This is a genomic window from Pseudooceanicola aestuarii (genome assembly GCF_010614805.1).
Lineage (GTDB): Bacteria > Pseudomonadota > Alphaproteobacteria > Rhodobacterales > Rhodobacteraceae > Pseudooceanicola > Pseudooceanicola aestuarii.
On record NZ_JAAFZC010000001.1, the window covers coordinates 2643613 to 2668742 of the forward strand.

Below are 25130 nucleotides of genomic sequence, written 5' to 3' on the forward strand. Positions count from 1 at the left end.
CCGGGCCGGAAGACCCCAGGGGTCAGCAAACTACCGGGGCATAACAATCCTGGGCCGGGATGGACAGGAGGGGCGGCGCGTCATCATGCGCCGCCCCTTTGCGTGCCCGGACGCCAGGCGCGGGGCAGGGGGGCGTCGGCTTCCGCCCCGACCACGCGCCCGGTTCCGTTTCCCGCCACGCTGCCCTATGCAGATTGTCGGAAAGGGCGCCGTCGGGGTGCCCCAGGGATCGGGAGCGGATCATGACCCCGGACGCGCGCCTTGCGGCCACCATCGACATTCTGGACGACATCACCGCCGGACAACCGGCGGAGAAGGCGCTGACCAACTGGGCGCGGCGCTCGCGCTTTGCCGGGTCGCGGGACCGGGCGGCGATCCGAGATCACGTCTTCGACGTACAGAGGCGCTGGCGCAGCTGTGCCGCCCTGGGCGGCGGGGAGACGGGGCGTGCGCTGGTACTGGGCCTGCTGCGCGGTGCCGGGCGGGATGTCGATGACGTCTTCTCCGGCGCGGGCTACGGCCCCGCCCCCCTGACGGAGGCAGAGCGCGCCGCAGGTCGCCCCCCCGCCGATCCGGCGGAGGCGGCCGACATGCCTGACTGGCTCTGGCCCGCGCTGGTGGACGCGCAGGGCGCCGATGCCCGCCCGATTGCCGAGGCGATGCGCAATCGCGCCCCCCTGTTCCTGCGGGTCAATCTGAACCGCGCCAGCGTCACAGAGGCCGCGACCGCCCTGGCAGAGGAGGGAATAGCCACCCGCCCGCATCCGCTGGCCGCCACCGCACTGGAGGTCACCGAAGGCCCGCGCAAGGTCGCCGGCAGCCGCGCCTTTGCCAACGGGTTGGTCGAATTGCAGGATGCCGCCAGCCAGGCGATCTGTGCCGCCCTGCCGCTGTCCGACGGGATGAAGGTGCTGGATTACTGCGCCGGGGGCGGCGGAAAGGCGCTGGCAATGGGGGCCGCGCACCGGCTGGAGATCACCGCCCATGACGCCAACCCCGCCCGGATGGGTGACCTGCCCAACCGGGCCGAACGCGCCGGGCTGCGCATCGCCACCGCCGACCGTGCCGCCCTGCCGGGGCGCGGACCTTTTGACCTGGTGCTCTGCGATGTGCCCTGTTCCGGCAGCGGTGCCTGGCGCCGGGCGCCGGGCGGGAAATGGCTGCTGACGCCGGCGCGTCTGGAAGCGCTGGCCGAGATACAGGACAGTATCCTGGAGGAGGCCCGCATGCTGGTCGCCCCGCGCGGCAGGCTGGCCTATGTCACCTGTTCGCTGCTGACCCGGGAGAACGACGCCAGGGTGGAGGCCTTCGTCGCGCGCCATCCCGACTGGCAGGCCGAGAGGCGCCTGCGTTTTACCCCGCTGGACGGTGGGGATGGATTCTTCTTGGCAATATTGGGGCGCGCCGGGCAGACTTGACCCCTGGGCGGACCATCGGGGCGAAAAACGTCGCGAAGCTGTCCGCTGTTAGGGAATGGTTAATTAGTTCGCATGACAAAGGGGACGTCAGAAAGGCCAGAGACGAAGAACCCCGCGATGATGAGCACCACCACCGACCTGCCCGATCCGATCCGGGGCCCGCGCCAGAGGCCAAAGCTGATACGGACCTGGGCCTTTGCGGTGGCGGGGATGCTTCTTCTGGCGGGGTGGGCGCTGGACGCCGGCCCGGTCTCCGCGATCCTGGCGGTCAGCGGGCTGTCGCTGTTGCTGATGATGCTGGTGCTGACCTGGCTGGTGCCCCGGCTGACCGGGCCGGCGTCCTCCGACGCGATCCTGGACCTGGCCTGGGACGATCCGGTGCCGCAGTTCCTCGCCGCTTCGGAGGGGGAGGTGCTGGGCCTCAACCCCGCGGCGGAGGCCCGGTTGGGCCCGCCCGCAGGACGCACCGTCAAGGCCTTGTTGAAACAGGCGGTTTTTTCCTCCGCCGCGATGGTTCAGCGGCTTCAGGACCATGCCCTGCGCCATGGTCCGGTGGCTGAAGATGGCATCGGCCCGCAGGGCCAGCTGCGGCTGTCGGTCCGCGACATGGGCCGGGGCCGCATCCTGTGGCGGATGGAGGATTTCGGCGGCGCCGCCATCGGGGAAGAGACCGCGCAGGTGCCGTTGATCGCCGTTGGACGGGGCGATTCCATATTGTTCATGAACACCTCCGCGCGCAAGCTGATCGGCAGCCGCCCGGTTCGGCTGACCGACCTGTTGGCCAATCCCCCGCCGGAGGCCGCGCCCGATGCCGGATCCGAGTCCGGGTCTGATAGCGGGTACGGGTCTGATACCGGGTACGTGTCTGATAGCGGGTACGGGGCGGGTGCTGCTCCGGGCGCTTTGCCGGAGGGCCCGCAGCGGATCCACACCGCCCAGGGCATCCAGACCCGCCTGTTCACCGAAATCGCCAATATGCACGGCCGGCGGGCAATCCTGTTGCTGCCCCCGCCCGGCGCCTTGCCCTCCGCCGTGCCGCCGCACGCCGGGGCGGATGCCCAGCCGACCGGGATATGGGACACGCTGGACCAGCTGCCCGTCGCCCTGTTGCGCATGAACCTGCGGGGAGAGCTGGAGCTGGCCAACCGCCACGCGCAACTATTGCTGTCCGTGGCGCGCGAGCCCGGCGTCAGCCTGGCGAGCCTGACGGAGGGGCTGGGCCGTTCCGTCAGCGACTGGGTGGAGGAGGCAGCGACCGGCACGCCGCCGCAGCCCGAATTCCTGCGTCTGTCCAAATCCGAGAACGAGGCCTTTGTCCAGATGACCTTGCGCCGTGTCGAGTTCGGCGAAAAGCCGGGCCTGATCGCCGTTCTCAGCGACGCGACCGAGCTGAAGACGTTGGAAGCGCAATTCGTGCAAAGCCAGAAAATGCAGGCAATCGGGCAACTTGCCGGCGGCGTGGCGCATGACTTCAACAACCTGCTTACCGCCATCACCGGCCATTGCGACCTGATGCTGCTGCGCCATGACGAGGGCGATCCCGATTTCGCCGACCTGGTGCAGATCAACCAGAACGCCAATCGTGCTGCGGCGCTGGTGGGCCAGTTGCTGGCCTTCTCGCGCAAGCAGACGCTGCGGCTGGAAACGCTGGATCTGCGCGACACGCTGTCGGATCTGACCCATCTGCTGAACCGCCTGGTGGGCGAAAAGGTCACCCTGTCCCTGTCCCACGATCCGTTGCTGTCGCAGGTGCGCGCGGACAAGCGGCAGTTCGAACAGGTGCTGATGAACCTGGTGGTCAATGCCCGCGATGCCATGTCCGGCAGTGGTGAAATCCGCATCTCCACCGAGAACATGTTCCTTGATTCGGCGTTGCGGCGCGACCGGGCGACGGTTGCGGCGGGGGAATATGTCTGCGTCACGGTCTCCGACACCGGCACCGGCATCCCGCCCGACAAGCTGCCCAAGGTGTTCGAGCCGTTCTTTACCACCAAGCGCGTGGGAGAGGGCACCGGGCTGGGCCTGTCCACCGCCTATGGCATCATCAAGCAGACCGGCGGCTTCATCTTCGCCGACAGCGTGATGGGGCAGGGTGCCACGTTCACCATGTTGCTGCCCGCGCAGATGCAGCCCCGCGGCACCGCGCTTCAACGTCCCGGTGTGCCCCCCGGCGCGGCGGTGCCGGGGGTGATCGACGGCGTGGTCTTGCTGGTGGAGGACGAGGCTCCGGTACGCGCTTTTGCCTCCCGCGCGCTGCGGATGCGCGGGTTCACCGTACTGGAGGCCGGCAGCGGGGAGGCGGCGCTGGAACTGCTCAAGGACGCCGCCACCAAGATCGACGTTTTCGTCACCGACGTGATCATGCCCGGAATGGACGGCCCCACCTGGGTCAAGGAGGCGCTGACCCACCGCCCCGGCACGCAGGTGGTCTTTGTCTCCGGCTATGCGCAGGAAAGTTTCGACGATACCAGCGCCAGCATTCCCAATTCCGTTTTCCTGCCCAAGCCGTTCTCCCTCGCGCAGCTGACGGAGACGGTGCAGGCCCGGTTGAGCGCGGGGTGACAGGCGGTGCGGCTCAGGCTGCGGGAATCGCGTCGTAAAGCTCGAATTCCTCGGCGCATTTGCGGCGCAGCTTGGCCTCTACCTCCGGGGACAGCTCGGCCACGCCGGGGGGAGAGACATTCTCCCGCGTCAGGATGATCCGGGTCTCCAGCCGGGCCTCCAGAAAGGCCAGCAGCGCCGGCTGATCCTCGTAGCGGAACAGATGATCGACACGGGTGCCGTTGGGCCGCGGTTCCAGGAACCGGGCCTGACTGCCGACATTGGCAAATCCGGGCCGGTCGCCCTTGCAATATCCCTGCACGAAGGCGTCGAAATCCATGTCATGTGTGGCATTCGGATGGCCGCGCATGAATGGCCGCTGGCGGTACCGATACCAGCTGTTCAGCCAGGAAATCGGCTCGCGCATGACAGCCAGGGTTTCCATCCGTTCGGCGACGAATTTCTCCAGAACCGGGCGAAAGAACCTGTTGTAGCGATAGACCGGCGCGTGTTTCAGCTCCGGCGGGTCGGTGACGACCATGGAGGCCAGCGGCGCCAATGCCCTTTCATAGGCGGTGGTACCGGTCTTGGGGACGGACAGAAAGACCAGGCGAGATTTGGAAAAAACCAGCATTGTCAGACCTTTCTGACGGCATCTTCAGATAATTTTCTTATCCTAACCACTCCTTAATCTATTTCCAAGACAGTGGTGAAAGCGAAGAAGGATCTTGAAGTGTTCTTCTTTTGCCCCCATAACTGACTGGAACAAGAGGCGAACATTGGCAATCATTGCCGCCCCGCAGCGGGTGTGAAATAAGGAGCCAAGAATGGCAACGGCAGATCTTCTTACCATGGACAGCAAACGCGACGCGAACAAGCAGAAGGCCCTGGACAGCGCATTGGCCCAGATCGAACGGCAGTTCGGCAAGGGGTCCATCATGAAGCTGGGCGGCGACAATGCCCTGCGCGATATCGAGGCGACCTCCACCGGGTCGCTGGGGCTGGACATCGCCCTGGGGATCGGCGGTCTGCCCAAGGGCCGCATTATCGAGATTTACGGCCCCGAAAGCTCGGGCAAGACCACGCTGACGCTGCATTGCGTGGCCGAGGAACAGAAAAAGGGCGGCGTCTGCGCCTTTGTCGACGCCGAACATGCGCTGGACCCGCAATACGCGCGCAAGCTGGGCGTCGATCTGGACGAATTGCTGATTTCCCAGCCCGACACCGGCGAACAGGCGCTGGAGATCACCGATACGCTGGTCCGCTCCGGCGCGGTCAGCATGGTGGTGGTCGATTCGGTCGCCGCCCTGACCCCCAAGAGCGAACTTGAGGGCGACATGGGCGACAGCTCCGTCGGGGTGCATGCCCGCCTGATGAGCCAGGCGATGCGCAAGCTGACAGGCTCCATCGCGCGGTCCAATTGCATGGTCATCTTCATCAATCAGATCCGGATGAAGATCGGCGTCATGTTCGGCTCCCCCGAGACGACGACCGGCGGCAATGCGCTGAAGTTCTATTCCTCCGTCCGGCTGGACATCCGCCGGATCGGCGCGATCAAGGACCGCGACGAGGTCGTCGGCAATTCCACCCGCGTCAAGGTGGTGAAGAACAAGGTTGCGCCGCCGTTCAAACAGGTGGAATTCGACATCATGTATGGCGAAGGCATCTCCAAGACCGGCGAATTGCTGGACCTGGGGGTCAAGGCCGGTGTGGTGGACAAGTCCGGCTCCTGGTATTCCTACGGGGACGAGCGGATCGGCCAAGGGCGGGAGAACGCGAAGACCTTCCTGAAGGACAATCCCGACACCGCCTACCAGATCGAGGACAAGATCCGCGCCGCCCACGGGCTGGAATTCGGCGATGGACTTGGCCCGGACGACAGCCTGACGGAATGAGTGATGCCACCCCCCGCGCGGGCGGGGGAGAACGCATTCGACGGGCGGTCCGGAAACGAGCCGCCCGTTTGCGTTGCGCGCGGAGACCGCAGCCGGTGGACACTGCTTTCGCGCATCGCTAAATCGGGACGGACGCCACTCCGAAAGGCCAGAGCACGCCCATGCAGACGCTGAACGATATCCGCTCCACCTTCCTTGATTACTTCGCCAAACAGGGCCACCGGGCCGTGCCCTCCAGCCCGCTGGTGCCGCGCAACGACCCGACGTTGATGTTCGCAAACTCCGGCATGGTGCAGTTCAAGAACCTGTTCACCGGGGTCGAGACCCGCGATTACAGCCGCGCCACAACCGCGCAGAAATGCGTACGCGCGGGCGGCAAGCACAACGACCTGGACAATGTCGGCTATACCGCGCGGCACCATACGTTCTTTGAAATGCTGGGGAATTTCTCCTTTGGTGACTATTTCAAGGCTGATGCCATCCGCTTTGCCTGGGAGCTGATCACCGGTGAATTGGGCATCGACAAGGACCGGCTGCTGGTGACCGTCTACCATACCGATGACGAGGCGGCGGAGCTGTGGAAGAAGGTCGCGGGCCTGTCCGACGACCGGATCATCCGCATCGCCACCTCGGACAATTTCTGGATGATGGGCCCGACCGGCCCCTGCGGCCCCTGTTCCGAGATATTCTATGACCACGGCGACCATATCTGGGGCGGCCCTCCGGGCTCGCCGGAGGAAGATGGCGACCGGTTCGTGGAGATCTGGAACCTCGTCTTCATGCAATATGAACAATTCGAGGACGGCACCCGCCGCGAACTGGCTGCGCAAAGCATCGACACCGGCATGGGAATCGAACGGGTCGCGGCGCTGTTGCAGGGCACGAACGACAATTACGCCACCGACCTGATGCGCGCCCTGATCGAGGCCTCTGCCCATGCCACCAGCACGGAGCCCGACGGGCCGGGCCGCACCCATCACCGGGTGATCGCGGATCACCTGCGGTCGACGTCCTTCCTGCTGGCCGACGGGGTGATGCCCTCCAACGACGGGCGGGGCTACGTGCTGCGCCGGATCATGCGGCGTGCGATGCGCCATGCCCACCAGGTCGGCGCGAAAGATCCGTTGATGCACCGGCTGGTGCCGGAGCTGGTGCGCCAGATGGGCCAGGCCTATCCGGAGCTGCGCCAGGCCCAACCCCTGATCGAGGAGACGCTGAAGCTGGAGGAAACCCGCTTCCGCCAGACGCTGGACCGGGGCTTGAAACTGCTGGACGACGAATTGTCCGGCTTGCCGGAGGATGCCGCGCTGCCCGGCGCCTCGGCGTTCAAGCTGTACGACACCTACGGTTTCCCGCTGGACCTGACGCAGGACGCCCTGCGGGAAAAGGGACGCAGCGTCGATACCGAAGGGTTCGACACCGCCATGGCCGAGCAGAAGGCCAAGGCCCGCGCCGCCTGGTCCGGATCGGGGGAGGCCGCGGATGCGACCGTCTGGTACGACATTGCCGACAGCCACGGCACCACCGATTTCCTGGGCTACGACACCGAGGAAGCGGAGGCCCAGGTGCTGGCCATCGTCAAGGATGGCGTGGAAATTCCCCAGGCGGATCAAGGCGATGCGGTCACATTGGTCTTGAACCAGACGCCGTTCTACGCAGAGGCGGGCGGCCAGGTGGGCGACACCGGCACCATACGGCTGGGCGATGCGGAATTCACCGTGACGGACACGCGCAAGGTGGCCGGCGTTTTCCTGCATATCGGCACCGTCGCGTCTGGCCCGATCACGCCGGGAACGGCGGCGCAGCTGCGCGTGGATCATGACCGCCGCGCGCGCATCCGGGCCAACCATTCGGCCACGCACCTGCTGCACGAGGCGCTGCGCGAGGCGCTTGGCGATCATGTCGCGCAGCGCGGGTCACTGAATGCGCCGGACCGGCTGCGGTTCGATTTCAGCCATTCCGCCGCACTCTCCGCGGCGGAGATCGCGGGGATCGAGGCGGAGGTGAACGGCTTTGTCCGCCAGAACACTCCGGTCGAAACTCGCATCATGACACCCGACGACGCCCGCGCCCTGGGCGCCCAGGCCCTGTTCGGGGAGAAGTACGGCGACGAGGTGCGTGTGGTTTCGATGGGCGACAAGGCCACCGGCAAGGGCCAGGACGGCAGCACCTATTCGATCGAGCTGTGCGGCGGCACCCATGTGCGGCGCACCGGAGATATCGGGGCCTTTGTGCTGATGTCGGACAGCGCCTCCTCCGCCGGGGTGCGGCGGATCGAGGCGCTGACCGGGCAGGCGGCGCTGGACGCCCTGCGGGAGCGTGACCAGCGCATGGGCGAGGTCGAGGGCCTGCTGAAATCCTCCGGCGGCGACGCGGTGGCGCGGGTGCGGGCGCTGATGGATGAACGCAAGGCGCTGAGCAACGAGGTCGCGCAGCTGCGGCGTGAGATCGCGATGGGCGGCGGTGGCGCGACCGGCGCCGGGGTGGAGGCCGAAGACGTAAACGGCCGTGCGTTCCTGGCGCAGGTTCTGACCGGCGTTTCTGGCCGGGACCTGCCCGCGCTGATCGACGCCCACAAGGAGAAGCTGGGTACCGGCATCGTGCTGCTGATCGCCGACGCGGATGGCAAGGCCGCCGTCGCCGCTGGGGTCACAGCCGATCTGGCAGGTGATGTCAGCGCGGTTGACATCGTGCGTGCCGCCGTATCGGAACTGGGTGGAAAGGGCGGCGGTGGTCGTCCCGACATGGCGCAGGGCGGTGGCAAGGATGCCGCCAACGCACCCGCCGCCATCGCCGCCGCTCGTAAGGTCATTGAAGGATAAACCATGCCCAAAGCCTATTGGATCGCCAATGTCCGCGTCACGGACGAGGAAGCCTATGGACGCTACGCCGCGCTGGCCGGCCCTGCCATCGCCAAGCACGGGGGGGAATTCCTGGCCCGCGCCGGGCGCTACGTGCAGCTGGAAGGCCGGGACCGCAGCCGCAATGTACTGGCCGTGTTCGACAGTCTGGAAGCGGCTGAAGCCTGCTATCATTCGCCCGAATACCAGGAGGCGTTGAGCCATGCGCGCGACGCCTCCGAACGGGATCTGCTGATCCTCGAAGGGGTCTGACGGCGCGCGCGGGCGCTGAAAACTTCAGGGGGCGGGCCGGTTTCGGCCCGCTGGACCGCCCATCACGGAGAATCGATTCGCCGTGATTGTTTCGCATAATTGCCAAATCCCGACATTTTGTCGCGATTGCAATGCATTGAGAAACAAAAGATTTTTCATGATTTATTTACAATTCCACCCACCCTCCCGGATTCGGGAAGGTGAGAGGGGGAAAACCCTCGGTTCTTCTGCAAAACCCGGGCATTGTGGCGAAAACAAGCCTTTTTGGTGGCTATGACAATTTCGGCGATGATACCCTTATCCTGCATTTTAACCTGGAGGATGTTATGAAGAAAACCATCATTACCGCTTGTCTTCTCGCTATCGCGTCCGTCGCCCCGGCGATGGCATGGGACGGCAAGGTCGTCGCCTGCTACAAGAAACATTGGGTCCAGCCAAGCTACAAGGTCTCCAAAGTTCTCGTCATGGATGGCCACAAGAAATATGAACATCGCGGTCATCACGTCGTCGAAGTCTGGTATCCGCCGGTCTACAAGGAAGTGAAGACCCAGCTGACCAACGGCCATTATATCATGAAGAAATCCCACTGCCATTAAGGCGATCGGAATTCTCCATCACGGCTTTTGCGCGGCCTTCGGGCCGCGCATCCCGGTCCGGCGCCGCTGCGTATTTTCGCGCCGGACCCTTTTTTCAGCACTTTTGCCACAAATTCAGCCCGTTTTGCCCCTCCGCAGGACGCAAAGGCAGGTCAAGCCTGTCTCGTGCGATATTGAGGACGGAGGTTTCCACATGAAACGCATCCTGGTTGCGGGCCTTGTCCTGTCGGCCCTTGCCAGCCCCGCGCTGGCCTGGGAAGGCAAGACGGTCGCCTGTTTCAACAAGGTCCTGGTACCTGCGAAATACAGCGTCACCAAGATCAAGATCAAGGACGGCAAACAGCAGTACGAACACCGCAACGGGCGGATCGAACTGGTGGACTACCCGCCGCTGTACAAGGAACAGCGCAAGGTGGTCGAGCCGGAACATTACGTGATGCGGCCGATTCCGTGTCACTGAGGTCCGGCCCGCCAGGGCTGGGCGCATCTCGACAGGAAAAGGCGCCCGAGGCTTGGCCCGGGCGCCTTTTTTGCATGTCAGGATCGCCGTGCACGGGCAGGGGCCGCGATGGCGCCCCCCGTCCAATGATCGAACGCGGGTTCAGGCGCCGCGCGCCATCCGCTTGCGTTCATGCGGGTCCAGATAGCGCTTGCGCAGGCGGATCGCCTTGGGCGTGACTTCGACCAGCTCGTCATCGTTGATATAGGCGATGGCCTCTTCCAGCGACAGGGTGATCGGCGTCGTCAGGCGGACGGCCTCGTCCGTGCCGGAGGCGCGCACGTTGGTCAGTTTCTTGCCCTTGAGCGGGTTCACTTCCAGGTCGTTCTCCCGGCTGTGTTCGCCGATGATCATACCTTGGTAAACGGCCGCCTGGGCGCCCAGGAACATCTTGCCACGATCTTCGAGGTTCCACAGGGCATAGGCCACCGTTTCGCCGTTCTCCATGGAGATCAGGACACCCGCACGCCGGCCGGGGATCGACCCCTTGTGCGCTGTCCAGCCGTGGAACACGCGGTTCAGCACCCCGGTGCCGCGCGTGTCGGTCAGGAACTCGCCGTGGTAGCCGATCAACCCGCGCGAGGGGACATGCGCCACGATGCGGGTCTTGCCGGCGCCGGCCGGTTTCATTTCGGCCAGGTCGCCCTTGCGGGCGCCGGTGATCTTCTCGATCACGGCACCGGAATATTCGTCATCCACATCGATGGTGACTTCTTCCACCGGCTCCTCGCGGCCGGTTTCGCCGTCGCGCATGATCACCTGCGGGCGGGAGATCGACAATTCGAACCCTTCGCGGCGCATGTTCTCGATCAGCACACCCATCTGCAGTTCGCCCCGGCCCGAGACTTCGAAGGCCTCGCCGCCGGGGGTGTCCTGAACGCGGATAGCGACGTTGGATTCGGCTTCCTTCAGCAGGCGTTCGCGGATGACGCGCGATTGCACCTTCTTGCCGTCCCGGCCGGCCAGCGGGCTGTCGTTGATGCCGAAGGTCACGGTGATGGTGGGCGGGTCGATGGGTTGGGCGTCCAACGGGTCATCGACGGCCAGGGCGCAGATCGTGTCGGCCACGGTGGCCTTGGACATGCCGGCGATGGAGACGATATCGCCGGCGATGGCCTCGTCGATGTCCTGTTGCCCCAAGCCACGGAAGGCCTGAATCTTGGTGACGCGGAATTGCTCGATCTTCTGACCGATGCGGGACAGCGCCTGCACGGTCTGCCCGACCTTGAGCTTGCCGGATTCCACACGGCCGGTCAGCAGGCGCCCGACAAACGGGTCCGAGCCGAGGGTGACGGCCAGCATGCGGAAATCCTCGTCCTGGCGGGCGATCTGGCGCGGCTTGGGAACGTGGTTGACCACCAGCTGGAACAGCGCGGTCAGATCCTGGCGCGGGCCGTCCAGTTCCGCATCCGCCCAGCCGGAGCGGCCGGAGGCGTAGAGATGCGGGAAATCCAGCTGGTCCTCATCGGCGCCCAGATTGGCGAACAGGTCGAAACATTCGTCCAATGCGCGATCGGGCTCGGCGTCGGGTTTATCGACCTTGTTCAGCACCACGATCGGGCGCAGCCCCAGGGCCAGCGCCTTGGAGGTCACGAACTTGGTCTGCGGCATCGGCCCTTCTGCGGCGTCGACCAGCAGGACCACGCCGTCCACCATGGACAGGATCCGCTCAACCTCGCCACCGAAATCGGCGTGGCCGGGGGTGTCGACGATGTTGATCCGGGTGCCCTTCCATTCGACGCTGGTGGCCTTGGCCAGGATGGTGATCCCGCGCTCCCGCTCCAGGTCGTTGCTGTCCATGGCCCGTTCGGCCACGGCCTGGTTGTCCCGGAAGGCGCCGGATTGTTTCAGAAGCTCGTCGACAAGCGTGGTCTTGCCGTGGTCGACGTGGGCAATGATGGCGATATTTCGCAGGTCCATGGGATCTCTCGTTCAGGGGTCGGCGCCCGCCTAACGCGGTCCGGCCCGGAATACCAGTCCAAAGCGGCAAACCCCCGGCGGAAAGGCTCTGCCGGGGGGAGGAAGCGGGCGTAGGCGGCCCGCGTTTGCGGCGGGCGCATTGGGCCATGCGCCGGGGCGTCGGGATCAGGCCCCGCGCCGGGCGCCGGGGCAAGGGGGCGCCGCTGGGGCCGGTTGTCGTGCCGCGTGGTTCAGAACGGGATCTCGTCGTCGAGATCGCGGGAGGGCGCACCGCCGCCGCCGCCGTCACGACCACCGCCATTGCCGCCCCGGTCGTCATAGCCGCCGCGATCGTCGTAGCCGCCACCGCCGCTACCACCACCGTAGCCGCCGCCACCGCCGCCCCCGTAGGAGCCACCGCCACCGCCACCGCCACCTTCGCCGCGGCCATCCAGCATGGTCAGCTCCGACCGGTAGGGGCGCAGCACGACCTCGGTGGAATAGCGGTCCTGCCCGGACTGGTCCTGCCATTTGCGGGTTTCCAGCTGGCCTTCGATATAGACCTTGGAGCCCTTGCGCAGATATTGCTCCGCCACGCGGATCAGCGGTTCGGAAAAGATGGCGACGGAATGCCATTCCGTGCGTTCGCGCCGCTCTCCGGTGTTGCGGTCTTTCCAGTTCTCGGAGGTGGCGATGCGCAGGTTGCACACCTTGCCGCCGTTCTGAAAGGACCGGACTTCGGGATCGCGGCCCAGATTCCCGATGATGATCACCTTGTTGACGGAACCTGCCATGATGCTCTCCCTGTCTGAATGTGGCGCGCCTCGAATCCGGCGCTCTGTGAGGCAGGGTTACAGCAGAGCGTGAGGAAAAGGTAAAGTTTTCCCGCGCGCGCCGGGTCCGCTGACCGCAGGGCAGGACCGCCACCGCCGGGGGGTGCATTTCGCGCTGCGACCGACTATATTGCCTGCGGTTGTTGCAAGGCGGGGGACACCACATGTGCAAAGCGGCGTTCGGCGCCCTGCTGATCGGGGCCGTGACCCTGACGGACGCGCAGGCGGATGTGCTGGGATCAAAGGCGCGCAAGACCGCGTTTCGCAGCCAGACCGGCCTGTTGGACCGGCGCGCCTCGCAGCAGTACAACACCTCCGTGCGGTTGCAGCCGCCCAGCGTGAACACGCCAACGAAATGGTCCAATCCGGCCTATACCGGGCGCTACCGGGGTGAGTTTCTGGACATGGCGCGTTCGGCCGCGCTGCGCCACGAGGTGCCCGAGGGGATTTTCCTGCGTCTCGTGGAAAAGGAAAGCAACTGGCAGCCCACCGCCCTGTCGCACAAGGGGGCGATCGGGCTGGCGCAGCTGATGCCCGACACCGCCGCGCGGCTGGGCGTGGATCCGCAGGATCCCTTTCAGAACCTGGACGGCGGCGCGCGCTACCTGGCGAAGCAATACCGCGATTTCGGCTCCTGGCGGCTGGCGCTGGCGGCCTACAACGCCGGGCCCGGCGCGGTGCGGCAATACAACGACGTGCCCCCCTATGCCGAGACGCAGGATTACGTTCGGGTGATCTGGGGGGAATAGCCCCGGGCCCTGCCGCGCAGGACCGGTCCGCCGGGCGCTCCGTGGTGCGCTTGGACCGAACCGGCGGGTTATCGCCACCCGACGCGGGATTGACGCGGAACCAAATCAGTTCTTGCGGGGTTCTTCTGCCAATGACGGACGCGTCCCGACGTCCGGCCCGTGCCGCCGACTGGCCCTCCCCCAGGTCGCGCACGGGCGTTTTGGAAAGCGAGTGATACCATGCTGAAGACAACCACCGCCGCACTGGCGCTCTTTGCGGCGCTGGCCGCCCCTGCGCTGGCCCTGACCACCCCCTATCCCGTCTCCGATGTCGAGGTGACCACCAATATCGAAGGGGTCGAAGTCGGCGACGTGACCGAATATTATCCCGCCTTCAATGACGATCTGGCCCGCGCCATCTGGGACCGGGTGGAGAACCCGATGACCGACGGCTCCAACGGGTTCGAGATCGACGTGAAGGTGACGTCCCTGCAACTAGACGGCGGGCCAATGGGCGCCCAGGGCGAGTTCAACCAGATCGAAGGCATTGCCGTCTACACGTTCCACGGCGCCGACAATCCCGCCGGCACCTTTCCGATCGCGGTCAATGCGCGTGCCGGTGACAGCGTCGCGGGTGCAGTTAACCTGATGCCGGGCGAGGGCGACTACTATGTCGCCATGCTGGATGCCTTTGCCCAAGGGGTACAGAACAAGCTGGCCGATCTGCCCGCCCCCGAACCCGAAGCGAACATGTCGGACAATTGATCGTGCTTGTCCCCGGACCGGGGTTGAACCGGGCCGGGGGCGATCACAGGTGTCAATTGACGGTTGAACCAAAGGCGCGCCGCCGCGACCGGTCCCGATCCTGATCCCGCCACGCGCGGGCCGCGCCGTCACCGAATACGTCCATCCCTCCGGACGTGAAAACGGCCCGCCACTCTCTCGGCGGGCCGTTTTGGTGTTCGCATAACCCGTCCGCGCGGCTTGCCCGGGCAATCTGGCAGGGCCTTGGGCGAGGTCGGGGCCATGGCCCCGCCGTCACTCGGCGGCGATCTGGATCACCGGCGCCATCTCCCGGAATTTCGCGTCCGACAGGTGGCACTTGATCTGGTGGCCGTCGAAATCGCGCATCGGTGGCACCTCGCGCTCGCACAAATCGCCCGGCACCTCGGATTTCCAGCGGCAGCGCGTCTGGAACGGGCAGCCCGGCGGTGGCGCCATGGCCGAAGGCACGTCGCCCTCCAGCACGATATGCGTCTTCTCCACGCTGGTGTCGGCGATCGGCACGGCGGACAGCAGCGCCTCCGTATAAGGGTGATAAGGCGGAGAGAAGACCTCCTCCGTGGTGCCCAGCTCCACCACGTGACCCAGGTACATCACCATGACCCGATCGCTGAGATAGCGCACGATGGACAGATCGTGCGAGATGAACAGCAGCGTCGTCTTCTCGTCGCGCTGGATTTCCATCAGCAGATCGGTCACCGCCGCCTGGACCGACACATCCAGCGCCGAAACGGGTTCATCCGCCACCACGATCCGTGCCCCGCCGGCAAAGGCCCGCGCGATGCCGACGCGCTGTTTCTGGCCACCCGACAGCTGGCGCGGCATCCGGTCGGCAAAGGCGCGGGGCAGTTTAACCAGGTCCAGCAGGGTCAGCATCCGCTCGCGGCGCTCTGCCGGGGTGTCGCCGATGCCGAAGACCTCAAGCGCGCGCATGATCTGGCGGCCGACGCTCATCGACGGGTTCAGCGTGTCGAACGGGTTCTGGAACACCATCTGAATGTCGGCGATGGTGCGGGCGCCGCGTTTCTCGATCGGGATGTCCTGAATCTCCCGATTGTCGAGGAAAATCTTCCCGTCGGTCGCCGTCTCCAGCCCCATCAGCACCTTGGCCAGGGTGGATTTCCCGCAGCCGGATTCGCCAACGATGGCCAGCGTTTCGCTTTCGCGCGCTTCGAAAGTGAGGGTCTCGTTGGCCTTCACCACCTTCTTCTCGCCACCGCTGAACAGGGCAGAGGCCGCGACCTCGTAATATTTGCGCAGGTTCTCGATCCGCAGGATCGGCGCGCCGGGCCGGGGCTTTTCCTTGCGTGCGATATTCTGCGGCGGGGCGGACCAGTCGATTTCCTCGAACCGCAAACAGCGGGAGCGGTGGCGCGCATCGCCCGGTACGTCGAACATCGCGATATCGGTGGCGTCGCAGCGGCCTTCGACGAAATAATCGCAGCGCGGGCCGAAATTGCAGCCTGGCGGGCGCTCGTGGGGCAGGGGGAAATTGCCCGGAATGGCCACCAGCGGGCGGGCGGATTTGTCCGCTCCGGGCAGCGGGATCGACCGGAACAGCGCCTGCGTATAGGGGTGACGCATCTTGTCGAACACATCTTCGATGGAGCCGGTTTCCACCGCTTCCCCCGAATACATCACGCAGATCCGGTCGCAGGTTTCCAGCACCAGCCCGAGGTTGTGGGATATGAACAGCATGGAGGTGCCGTATTTCTTGCCCAGGTCTCGGACCAGCTCGACCACCGCCGCCTCAACCGTCACGTCCAGCGCGGTGGTGGGTTCGTCCAGGATCAGCAGCGCGGGGTTGGCCATCAACGCCATGGCGATGACGATCCGCTGTTGCTGCCCGCCCGATAATTGGTGCGGATAGCTTTGCAGCATCCGCTTGGGATCTGGCAGTTTCACATCGGTGACGACCTCCAGAGCGCGGGCATAGGCTTCCTTCTCGCTGACGCCCTCGTGAATCATCGGGACTTCCATCAGCTGCTTGCCGATGCGCATCGCCGGGTTGAGGGAGGCCATCGGCTCCTGGTAGATCATCGCGATCTCGTTGCCGCGAATGTCGCGCAGCTCCTCGGCGGACATCTCGTTCAGATCGCGGCCCTTGAACTTGATGCTGCCGCCGACGATGCGACCGTTGACGCCCAGATCCTGCATCACCCCCAGGGCGACGGTGGATTTGCCGCAGCCGGATTCCCCAACCAGGCCGACGGCCTCTCCCGGTTGGACGTTAACGGAGAAATCCATCACCGCCGGGATCTCCCGCAGGCGGGTGAAGAAGGAAATCGACAGTTGGTCGATCTCCAGGATGGGGCCGTCGTGGTCAGGACGTTTCATGCGGAGACTCCTGCGTGGCGTGGCCAAAAGCTGGCGAAATCAGGGATGTGCAAGGCGTTGTTCATCTGCGTCAATCCTTCAGGCTTTCTTCGCGCAGGCCATCGGCCAGCAGGTTCAGCCCCAGCACCATGGACAGTAGCGCCATGGCGGGCACGATCGCGGGATGCGGATAGATCGACAGCAGCTTGCGCCCCTGATTGATCGTCGTCCCCCAATCCGGGCTTTCCGGTGGCAGACCCAGCCCGAAGAAGCCCAGCGTGCCCAGCAGGATGGTGGTGTAGCCGATGCGCAGGCAGAAATCGACGATCAGCGGGCCGCGCGCATTGGGCAGGATCTCCCACAGCATGATGTACCACGGCCCTTCGCCCCGGGTCTGGGCGGCGGCGACGTAATCGCGGGTCTGGATGTCCAGAGCCAGCCCCCGCACGATCCGAAACACCGTGGGCGCGTTGACGAAGACGACGGCGACAAACACGATCAGGATGCCGCCGGGAATGTCGAACAGGTCCACCGCGCCGGGCAGGAAGTTGATCGGCGTGCCGGGATCGTTGATCAACGACAGGTAGAGCCACCCCAGCCCGATGATCAGCACCGACAGCAATATCGTGCGGCGCGCGGGCTGCGTGTGGTAACGCGAATTGATCAGCACCGTCAGGAAGATGATCGGGAACAGGAACAGCACCACCGCCATGTAGCCCGGGATCCCCGTGGCCACCATTTCCGGCGTCACCAGCAGGTAGAACAGCAAGATCACCGGGAAGGCCAGGATCAGGTTGGCAAGGAAGGACAGCACCGTATCCAGCCGCTTGCCGAAATATCCCGCCGGCAGGCCCAGCGTGATCCCCACCATGAAGGCAAAGACAGTGGCCAGCGGCGCGATGCGGATCACCACCCAACTGCCCGAGACCATGCGCGAAAAGACGTCCCGCGCCAGCGTGTCGCCCCCCAGCAGGTAATAGGGATAATCGCCCGCCTCCGCCCCGCGCAGGGGGGTGCCGGGGGCCTTGTTCTTCATTCCCGTCGCGGCGCTGAGCGGATCGTGGGTGACAATCCAGTCGAACAATCCGACGAACAGGCCGGTATAGACCCAGAACATGACAAGGCCGAAGCCCACCATGCCGATGATGTTGTCAAAGAGTTTGCCGTAAAGCCCCAGCCGTCGCTTGTAGAGGATCGACAGTGCAAAGGTGAGCAGAAGTGCGATCCAGACCGGCGTGAACTGGTAGAGAACGCGGGGAATGATCTCCCCCCATGTCAACGGTTCCATTCCTGTTCCCCCTTACGAGATCCGGATGCGCGGATTGAGGTAGACATACCCGATATCCGAAATCAGTTGGGTCATCAGCACGACAAAGACCGACACCACCGAGATGCCCAGCAGCAGGTCGATATCGTTGTTGCCCGCGGCCTGCACCAGCGCCCAGCCCAGACCCTTGTAATTGAACAGGGTCTCGACAATGACGACGCCGTTCAGGATCCACGGGAATTGCAGCATGATCACGGTGAACGGCGCGATCAGCGCGTTGCGCAGCGCGTGTTTCAGCACGATGTTTCGAAAGGTCACGCCCTTCAGCCGGGCGGTGCGGACATATTGCGCTGTCATCACCTCGGCCATGGAGGCGCGGGTCATGCGGGCGATGTAGCCCATGCCGTATAGCGCAATGGTCAGCACCGGCAGAAAGAAGTTCTCGAAGGTGGCATCGTTCATCGCCGCCGTCGCCGTGCCCTTGAACCATTTCAGTCCCACGGCGGAGGAGGCGAAGACCGCAATCAGGATCACGCCCGAGACATATTCCGGTGTCGCCGTCGTCGCGATGGAGAAGGTCGACAGCCCCCGGTCCAGCCGCGACCCTTCGCGCATACCCGCCAGCACGCCGATCGTCAGCGCCATGGGAACCATCAGGATCATGACCCAGAACATCAGCTTGCCCGTCAGCGCCAGTCGCGTGCCGACGATGGTGACGACCTCTTCACGGAAGACGCGGCTTTCGCCCCATTGGCCCTGAAGAATGCCGCAGAAGGTGGCGGATTCCTCGGCCGTCATGCCGGGTGTGACGCAGCGCCCGCGATAGCCGTTGGCGGTGTCGGAGGTCCAGCCCGGCCAGACGCCCAGCCATTCGCCATAGCGGATCGGCATCGGCTGGTTGAAGCCGTTGTTTTCCAGCCAGTTGGCGACCTGCTCGTCGCTCATTCGGCTGTTGCCTTCGAACTTCGCGATCTTTTCCAGGTTCGGCTCTAGATTGGTGAAGAAGAACACGATGAAGCTGAGGCACAGCGCCGTCAGGATCATCGTCCCTGTCCTTTTCAGAAGGAAGAGGAGCATATCTTTTCCCTGTCTGGCCGCGCGGCCGGGCGTTCGCCGCCTCTGCAATCGCGCCGCTGAGATCGGTAAGGGGGCCGCACCATGGCGGCCCCCCGGGTCAATGAGGGGAGCAGGGCCCGATCAGGCCTCTTTCCACCATTTGTAGTGATGCATTTCGAAAGTCGGGTGCATCTCGGTGCCGTGTACGGTGGGCTTGTAATGGCGGAACAGGGACCGCCAATAAGGTTGGATCATCACACCATCGTCCAGCATGATCTGCTCCAGGTCCGCCATCACCTCGCGTCGGGCGTCGGCGTCGGCGATGGACATCGCCTCGGCCAGCTTGGCGTCGAAATCCGCGTTCGACATCGCGGTTTCGTTCCAGGCCACGCCGGAGCGGTAGGCCAGCGCCAGGATCTGCACGCCCAGGGGCCGCATGTTCCACTCCGTCGCGGACCAGGGATAGACCAGCCAGTCGTTCCAGAAGGTGGAGCCGGGCAGGATCGACCGCTGCACGTTGATGCCCGCGTCCCGGACCTGCGCGGCCACGGCATCGCAGGTTTCCGACTGCCACTGGTCGTCGATGGAAATCAGCTCGAAGCTGGTATCGGCATGGCCCGCCTCTTCCAGCAGGGCAACCGCCGCTTCGGGATCGACCTCGACCTTGGGGATCTCGGCGTATTCGGGGTGGATCGGGCAGACGTGGTGATGTTCGGCCACGGTGCCCAGCCCGGCATAGCCCAGTTCCAGCACGATGGCGGGATCAACGGCCATTTGCAGCGCCTTGCGGACCTTCACGTCATTGTAGGGCTCGTGGTTCTGGTTGAACCGCACGCAGATCGTGGAGGCCGTGACGGCCTCCGACTTGGTCCATTCCAGCGCGTCCAGCACTTCGATGAACTCGCCGGTGGATTGGTAGGTCATGTCGATCTCGTCGGCATCCGCCGCCGCGACCCAGGCGGCCATGTCGGTGCCGAAATCGATGAATTCGATCCGGTCCAGATAGGCGCCTTCGCCCCACCATTGGTGATCTTCGTTGCGCACCAGCACCTGGCGCACGCCGACCTCGTTGACCTCCGGCAGGAAGGGGCCGGTGCCGATCGGATCATCCGCCGGATCGCCGCCGGCATAGGATTGATGCACGATGGCCGCCGGGTAGTCGGCCATGCCGGGGATGATGGTAATGTCGGGGGAGGCGCAGACCAGTTTCACCGTGTGATCATCCACCACGGTGATCGCACCCTCGCGCGCCATGCCGGTTTCCTCGTCGATCAGAGAGGTCATGCGGGAGGCCATGGAATTGCCGTCCACATTGGTCTCGCACCAGCGATTGATGTTGAAGGCCACGTCTTCGGCGGTGAAGGGATCGCCGTTGTTCCAGGTTACGCCCTGGCGGACGTTCAGGGTGTATTCAGTGGCGTCCTCGTTGGCTTCCCAGCTTTCCAGCAGGATGCCGGCAAAGCTGCCGTCGCGGTTGTATTCGGTCAGGTATTCCAGCCAGCCGCGGCTGAAATTCGCCATTTGCGACCAGTCGAAATTGCGCGGATCCTTCAGCGCCTTGGTTTCCATCTGCACCCGCAGGGTGCCGCCGCGCTGCGGCTCCATGTGGCTTTCGGCGGCGACGGGGGCGTCCAGCCCGCCCAGCGCGTAGGCCATCGGCGTGGCAACCCCCAGCGCCGAGGCGCGGGTCAGGAATTCGCGGCGGCTCAGCTTGCCCGCGCGGAACTCCTGGGCATACATCCTGGCCGCCGGGTGGACCCCCGCGCCAGTTTGGATTTCGTCCTTCATGGTCATCTCCCTGTGACTCCGGCCCGGGGTTCGACCCGGACCCTTGATCTATCCGTGCATCTATCCCTGCGCGCCCTGCCGCAACATTGCTGCGTGGATCGGCGCGTGGATGGAACATCGCTTCATTCGGCACGAAGCCGGGCCTTGCGTCAATTCTTCACTTCGCGGTTGCGATGTCAAAAAGCGACACTCTCCCCAAGCAAAAACGACATCGGCCTCGGGTTCAACGGTGAATTCCGATCTGCGGGCCAAATTTCACATTATTGATGAGCGCGACGTCGAAGTGCCGTAGGGGCAGCGCCGGTATGTTTCTGGATAAAGCGTGTAAAATAGGCGGCACTGGAGAATCCCAGCCCTTCTGCCACATCGCGCACCGGGGCGTCTCCGTCCTCCAGGCGGACGCGAGCCTCGTGCAGGACGCGCCCGGTCAGGATGTCGGCGGCGGTCAGCCCGGCGGTCTGGCGGCAGGTGCGGGACAGGTGGGTCGGCGTGACCCCCAGCGCGGCGGCGTGGTCGGCCATGCTGTCGCCGTTGCGGAAATCCCGTTCGATCAGGGCGCAATAGGCCGCCGCCAGCCGTTCGGCCGCGCGCGGCGGCGGGGCGGGCGCCTCGTTGGACAAGGCCCGCCGCAACCAGACAGAGAGCAGCCCGGCATGGGCGAGCAGCGCTTCCTCCCCGAAGGGACGGTGGGTCGATTGCTCGCGCTGCATGGCGTCGATCACGGCGGTCAGCTCTGCCTGCGAGAGGGTCTCGCGCACCCGCAGCAAATGCGGCTCTGCCGGTAGGATGTCGACGGCATCGGCGGGGATCATGACCGCGTATCCCAGGGCCTGGGCACCGAAATCCATCATCGCCAGCGTGCCAGGGGGGATCAGGATGGCGGACCAGGCGCCAAAGCCGTGCCGCCGTCCCAGCAAGGTCACCCGTCCCTGGCCCCGCGTGATCCACAGGAACAGGGCATAGGGGCGCCCATGGGGCAGGGACAGGCGCCAATCGGCACCGCGAAGGAATTGCGCCAGCGTTAGGCAGCGGGTGGTTTCCGGTGTGGGCATCGCATCCTGGAAAGATCGAGAAACGTAAAGAAATTCAGCAAATATAGTGTATCAACTTGACCGAAAGGTCACCAAACGTAAACAGATCTTTTCACGTTCCGGCGATCTTCAGCCTTGGGAAAGGGGCACGGTGTCATCCGACACTGGGGGATCACGGGCGTGCGACGGCCTGCCAGCCCGTCATCCGGGCGCGGAACCAGGTGCGCTGCCGCTTGGCGTATTGGCGGGTGGCGATCACGGCCAGGCGCTCTGCTTCCTCCAGCGTGATCTCGCCACGCAGATGAGCGATCAGCTCGGGTCCGCCAATCGCGCGTGAGGACGGGCGGGCAGGATCCCAATCGTGCAGGTTGGCGCGCGCCTCCTCCAGCGCGCCGCCGCGCAGCATCTGGCCAAACCGCCGGGCAATACGCTCGGCCAGCCAGTCGCGGTCGGCATCCAGGACCAGCGGATGCGCCGCCGTCAGAGGCAGGGCGGGCGGCGGCGTGTCGGCCTGCCAGGCGGCCAGGCCCCGGCCTGTGGCGCGCTGCACCTCCCAGGCGCGCTGCACCCGCGCCGGGTTCGCCAGATCCAGACGGGCCTGCGTGGCCAGGTCCAGCGCGGCGATCATCGGGCCGGTGCCGGCGTCCCGCAACAGGGCGTCGGCCTCTGCCCGGACCTGCGGCGGTATGGCCGGAATTTCGGCAAGGCCTTCTGTTAAGGATCGAAAGTAAAGCCCTGTTCCGCCAACGAAAATGGGCCGCTCTTCATGTGATAGATGAAGTTTGGCCGCGCGCAGCCATGCGCCCGTCGAATAGGCGTGATCCCGTGCCACATGGCCGAACATCACATGCGGCGCGCGGGCCTCGTCCTCCGCTGTGGGGCGGGCGGACAGCACGCGCCAATTCTCGTAGACCTGTAGCGCATCGGCATTGACGATCACCCCGCCCAACCTCTCGGCGATGCGCAGCGCCAGGGCGGATTTCCCCGATGCGGTGGGGCCGGCGATCAGGACCGGGCGGTCGCGACCGAGGCCCCGGATCACGGCATCCCAGCCATCGGTCCGGACGATCGCGGGGGCGGTTTGCGCCGGGATCATCGCGCTGTCTCCAATTGGCCGCTTTCCCGCATTGAACCTTGCACCGTTTTCCGACATTTTGCGCGCGAAATCCCATGCCCCAGCCGGAAGGAACGCACCATGGCCGATGCCGCGTCCGAACTCAAGTACAAGCGCGTCCTTCTGAAGATATCCGGAGAGGCGCTGATGGGCGACCAGGGCTACGGGCTGCACCCGCCCACGGTGGAACGGATCGCCCAGGAGGTCAAATCGGTTCACGACCTGGGGGTGGAGATCTGCATGGTCATCGGCGGCGGCAACGTCTTTCGCGGCCTGCAAGGGTCCGCCCAGGGGATGGAGCGGACCACCGCCGATTACATGGGCATGCTGGCCACGGTGATGAACGCGCTGGCGATGCAGGCCTCGCTGGAGGGGCTGGGCGTGTTCACCCGCGTCATCTCCGCCATTCCGATGGACCAGGTGTGCGAACCCTACATCCGCCGCCGTGCTGTCCGCCACCTGGAGAAAAAGCGCGTCTGCATCTTTGCCGCTGGCACCGGGAACCCATATTTCACCACCGACACGGCGGCAACTTTGCGAGCGAATGAAATGGCTTGCGAGGCGATCTTCAAGGGAACCAAGGTCGATGGCGTCTATGATAAGGACCCGGCCAAACATGATGACGCCGTGCGCTATGACCGCGTCACCTATGACGAGGTCCTGGCCCAGCATCTGAATGTCATGGATGCCTCCGCCATCGCGCTGGCGCGTGACAATCGCAAGCCGATCGTCGTCTTTTCCCTGGATGAGCCGGGCGGGTTCCGCGGTATCCTGGCGGGCAAGGGCACCTATACGCTGGTGCATGACTGAGCCCACAGCGCGGTGGGGGCAGGCCGCCGCCGCGATCCGGGGCACGGGGCGGCGTACCACGGCGTCCCTATACAATTGCGGGCCGCTGGCATAGAACCGCGCTGATCACGGAAACGAACGGCCAAGAAACGAACGGATAGCCCATGTCTGAAGATTTCGAACTGGACACTGACGACCTGAAACGCCGCATGGATGGCGCCATGGCCAATCTGCGGACGGAATTCGCCTCTCTGCGCACCGGACGGGCCTCGGCCTCCATGCTGGAGCCGGTGATGGTCGATGCCTATGGATCCATGACGCCGATCAACCAGGTCGGCACCGTCAACGTGCCGGAGCCGCGGATGGTGACCATCAATGTCTGGGACAAGGGCCTGGTCAACAAGGTTGAGAAGGCGATCCGCGAATCCGGCCTGGGGATCAACCCGCAGATGAACGGTACGATCATCATGCTGCCGATCCCCGAGCTGAACGAGGAACGTCGCCGCGAATTGACCAAGGTTGCCGGCAGCTATGCCGAACATGCCCGCGTGTCGGTGCGCAATGTGCGCCGCGACGGCATGGACCAGATCAAGAAGGCGAAATCCGACGGCATGTCCGAGGACGACCAGAAGTTCTGGGAGACCGAGGTTCAGGACCTGACCGACAATTACATCGCCGAAGTCGACAAGGCCCTGGAGGGCAAGCAGGCGGAGATCATGCAGGTCTGAGCCGGGAGGAGGCGCAGGGACATGAGCGGATCGGGCGGCCCGGCACATGTGGCCATCATCATGGACGGCAACGGACGCTGGGCCAGCATGCGCGGCCGGCCGCGCCTGTTCGGGCACCATGCCGGCGCCCGGCGGGTGCGCGAGATCGTGGAGGCCTGCCCGGATCTGGGGGTCGAATATCTGACCATATTCGGTTTCTCGACGGAGAACTGGAAACGCACCCAGATCGAGGTCGCCGGGCTGATGTCGCTGTTCCGCTCCTATATCCGTCGGGAGGCGCGGGCGCTGCGGGCGCAGAACGTGCGTGTCCGGTTCATCGGCGACCGTCCGGGTCTGGACGAGAAGTTGCAGGCGCAGATGGACGAGTTGGAAGAGATGACCGAGGATTGCACCGGTACCAACCTGACCATCGCGCTGAACTACGGCGGCCGGGACGAGGTCGCACGCGCCACGCGCCGGCTGGCGCAGGACGTGGCCGAGGGGCGGCTTGATCCTCACAAAGTGGATGAAGAAACCCTTCCAAGGTATTTGGATACTTACGTTTTGCCTGATCCTGACCTGGTGATCCGAACCTCGGGAGAGGCGCGAATCTCGAACTTCCTGCTGTGGCAATCGGCCTATGCGGAATATGAGTTCATCGACACGCTGTGGCCCGATTTCAGCAAGGAGATCTTTGCCGATGTCGTGGCCAGCTATGCCGGGCGTGATCGCCGCTTTGGCGCGGTGAAGGGCTGAG

General features: G+C 65.0%; 21 protein-coding genes. 12 read left to right on the top strand and 9 right to left on the bottom strand.

The genetic code is table 11. From position 1 onward, the window contains the following. Nucleotides 1–242: 242 nt before the first annotated feature. Together G5A46_RS12540 and G5A46_RS12545 are read left to right on the top strand one after the other, a co-directional pair. Nucleotides 243–1418: an RsmB/NOP family class I SAM-dependent RNA methyltransferase gene (locus G5A46_RS12540; RefSeq protein WP_163849708.1), complete on the top strand. Its 1176-nt coding sequence runs from the start codon at nt 243–245 to the stop codon at nt 1416–1418. A 120-nt stretch (nt 1419–1538) separates the two neighbouring features. Next, the gene (locus tag G5A46_RS12545; RefSeq protein ID WP_239520794.1) at nt 1539–3980 is read left to right on the top strand and encodes a hybrid sensor histidine kinase/response regulator; all 2442 of its coding nucleotides are present in this window, start codon (nt 1539–1541) and stop codon (nt 3978–3980) included. Between the two features lie 13 nt (nt 3981–3993). On the opposite strand, the gene G5A46_RS12550 is transcribed toward G5A46_RS12545, so the two are convergent. Then, nucleotides 3994–4593, bottom strand: a complete 600-nt coding sequence (locus G5A46_RS12550) for a sulfotransferase family 2 domain-containing protein (protein ID WP_163849709.1) — start codon at nt 4591–4593, stop codon at nt 3994–3996. Nucleotides 4594–4786: 193 nt separating this feature from the next. Here G5A46_RS12550 and recA point away from each other — a divergent pair, with 193 nt between their 5' ends. The 5 genes from recA (at nt 4787) to G5A46_RS12575 (ending at nt 10023) form a co-directional block, all read left to right on the top strand. After that, a complete protein-coding gene (gene recA, locus G5A46_RS12555; RefSeq protein ID WP_163849710.1) occupies nt 4787–5854 on the top strand; it encodes a recombinase RecA in 1068 nt (355 codons plus the stop codon). 161 nt (nt 5855–6015) lie between these two features. After that, a complete protein-coding gene (gene alaS, locus G5A46_RS12560; RefSeq protein ID WP_163849711.1) occupies nt 6016–8676 on the top strand; it encodes an alanine--tRNA ligase in 2661 nt (886 codons plus the stop codon). Between the two features lie 3 nt (nt 8677–8679). Then, nucleotides 8680–8967, top strand: a complete 288-nt coding sequence (locus G5A46_RS12565) for a DUF1330 domain-containing protein (protein ID WP_163849712.1) — start codon at nt 8680–8682, stop codon at nt 8965–8967. 326 nt (nt 8968–9293) lie between these two features. Next, complete coding sequence (locus G5A46_RS12570) at nt 9294–9563, top strand: hypothetical protein (RefSeq protein WP_163849713.1); 270 nt, start codon at nt 9294–9296, stop codon at nt 9561–9563. Nucleotides 9564–9756: 193 nt separating this feature from the next. Continuing rightward, nucleotides 9757–10023, top strand: coding sequence for a hypothetical protein (locus G5A46_RS12575; RefSeq protein WP_163849714.1), 267 nt, complete (start codon nt 9757–9759; stop codon nt 10021–10023). 141 nt (nt 10024–10164) lie between these two features. Here G5A46_RS12575 and typA read toward each other — a convergent pair whose 3' ends face one another. Both typA and ssb read right to left on the bottom strand, forming a co-directional pair. Further along, complete coding sequence (gene typA, locus G5A46_RS12580) at nt 10165–11982, bottom strand: translational GTPase TypA (protein ID WP_163849715.1); 1818 nt, start codon at nt 11980–11982, stop codon at nt 10165–10167. Between the two features lie 230 nt (nt 11983–12212). Further along, the gene (ssb, locus tag G5A46_RS12585; RefSeq protein ID WP_163849716.1) at nt 12213–12755 is read right to left on the bottom strand and encodes a single-stranded DNA-binding protein; all 543 of its coding nucleotides are present in this window, start codon (nt 12753–12755) and stop codon (nt 12213–12215) included. A 203-nt stretch (nt 12756–12958) separates the two neighbouring features. Here ssb and G5A46_RS12590 point away from each other — a divergent pair, with 203 nt between their 5' ends. Both G5A46_RS12590 and G5A46_RS12595 read left to right on the top strand, forming a co-directional pair. Next, nucleotides 12959–13543 (top strand): lytic transglycosylase domain-containing protein, encoded by a 585-nt coding sequence (locus G5A46_RS12590; protein ID WP_163849717.1) that lies wholly within the window; start codon nt 12959–12961, stop codon nt 13541–13543. Between the two features lie 219 nt (nt 13544–13762). Beyond that, the gene (locus tag G5A46_RS12595) at nt 13763–14287 is read left to right on the top strand and encodes a hypothetical protein (RefSeq protein WP_163849718.1); all 525 of its coding nucleotides are present in this window, start codon (nt 13763–13765) and stop codon (nt 14285–14287) included. A 273-nt stretch (nt 14288–14560) separates the two neighbouring features. Here G5A46_RS12595 and G5A46_RS12600 read toward each other — a convergent pair whose 3' ends face one another. The 6 genes from G5A46_RS12600 to miaA form a co-directional block, all read right to left on the bottom strand. Further along, nucleotides 14561–16642 (bottom strand): dipeptide ABC transporter ATP-binding protein, encoded by a 2082-nt coding sequence (locus G5A46_RS12600; RefSeq protein ID WP_163849719.1) that lies wholly within the window; start codon nt 16640–16642, stop codon nt 14561–14563. Nucleotides 16643–16712: 70 nt separating this feature from the next. Continuing rightward, entirely contained in the window at nt 16713–17909 is a 1197-nt protein-coding gene (locus G5A46_RS12605) for an ABC transporter permease (RefSeq protein WP_163849720.1), read from the bottom strand. A 12-nt stretch (nt 17910–17921) separates the two neighbouring features. Further along, nucleotides 17922–18965, bottom strand: a complete 1044-nt coding sequence (locus tag G5A46_RS12610) for an ABC transporter permease (RefSeq protein WP_163849721.1) — start codon at nt 18963–18965, stop codon at nt 17922–17924. 120 nt (nt 18966–19085) lie between these two features. Next, nucleotides 19086–20738 carry an ABC transporter substrate-binding protein gene (locus tag G5A46_RS12615; RefSeq protein ID WP_163849722.1) on the bottom strand — a complete coding sequence of 551 codons (1653 nt, stop codon included), beginning with the start codon at nt 20736–20738 and terminating at the stop codon, nt 19086–19088. 254 nt (nt 20739–20992) lie between these two features. Next, on the bottom strand, nt 20993–21784 hold the full coding sequence (locus tag G5A46_RS12620; RefSeq protein WP_163849723.1) for an AraC family transcriptional regulator: 792 nt from the start codon (nt 21782–21784) through the stop codon (nt 20993–20995). Between the two features lie 151 nt (nt 21785–21935). Continuing rightward, the gene (gene miaA, locus G5A46_RS12625) at nt 21936–22859 is read right to left on the bottom strand and encodes a tRNA (adenosine(37)-N6)-dimethylallyltransferase MiaA (RefSeq protein ID WP_239520795.1); all 924 of its coding nucleotides are present in this window, start codon (nt 22857–22859) and stop codon (nt 21936–21938) included. Nucleotides 22860–22958: 99 nt separating this feature from the next. Here miaA and pyrH point away from each other — a divergent pair, with 99 nt between their 5' ends. The 3 genes from pyrH to uppS all read left to right on the top strand — a co-directional run bounded on the left by pyrH (nt 22959) and on the right by uppS (nt 25129). After that, nucleotides 22959–23687: a UMP kinase gene (pyrH, locus tag G5A46_RS12630; RefSeq protein WP_163849725.1), complete on the top strand. Its 729-nt coding sequence runs from the start codon at nt 22959–22961 to the stop codon at nt 23685–23687. A 143-nt stretch (nt 23688–23830) separates the two neighbouring features. After that, complete coding sequence (gene frr / locus G5A46_RS12635; RefSeq protein WP_163849726.1) at nt 23831–24394, top strand: ribosome recycling factor; 564 nt, start codon at nt 23831–23833, stop codon at nt 24392–24394. A 21-nt stretch (nt 24395–24415) separates the two neighbouring features. Further along, nucleotides 24416–25129 (top strand): polyprenyl diphosphate synthase, encoded by a 714-nt coding sequence (gene uppS, locus G5A46_RS12640; RefSeq protein WP_163849727.1) that lies wholly within the window; start codon nt 24416–24418, stop codon nt 25127–25129. The last annotated feature ends 1 nt before the right edge of the window (nt 25130 follow it).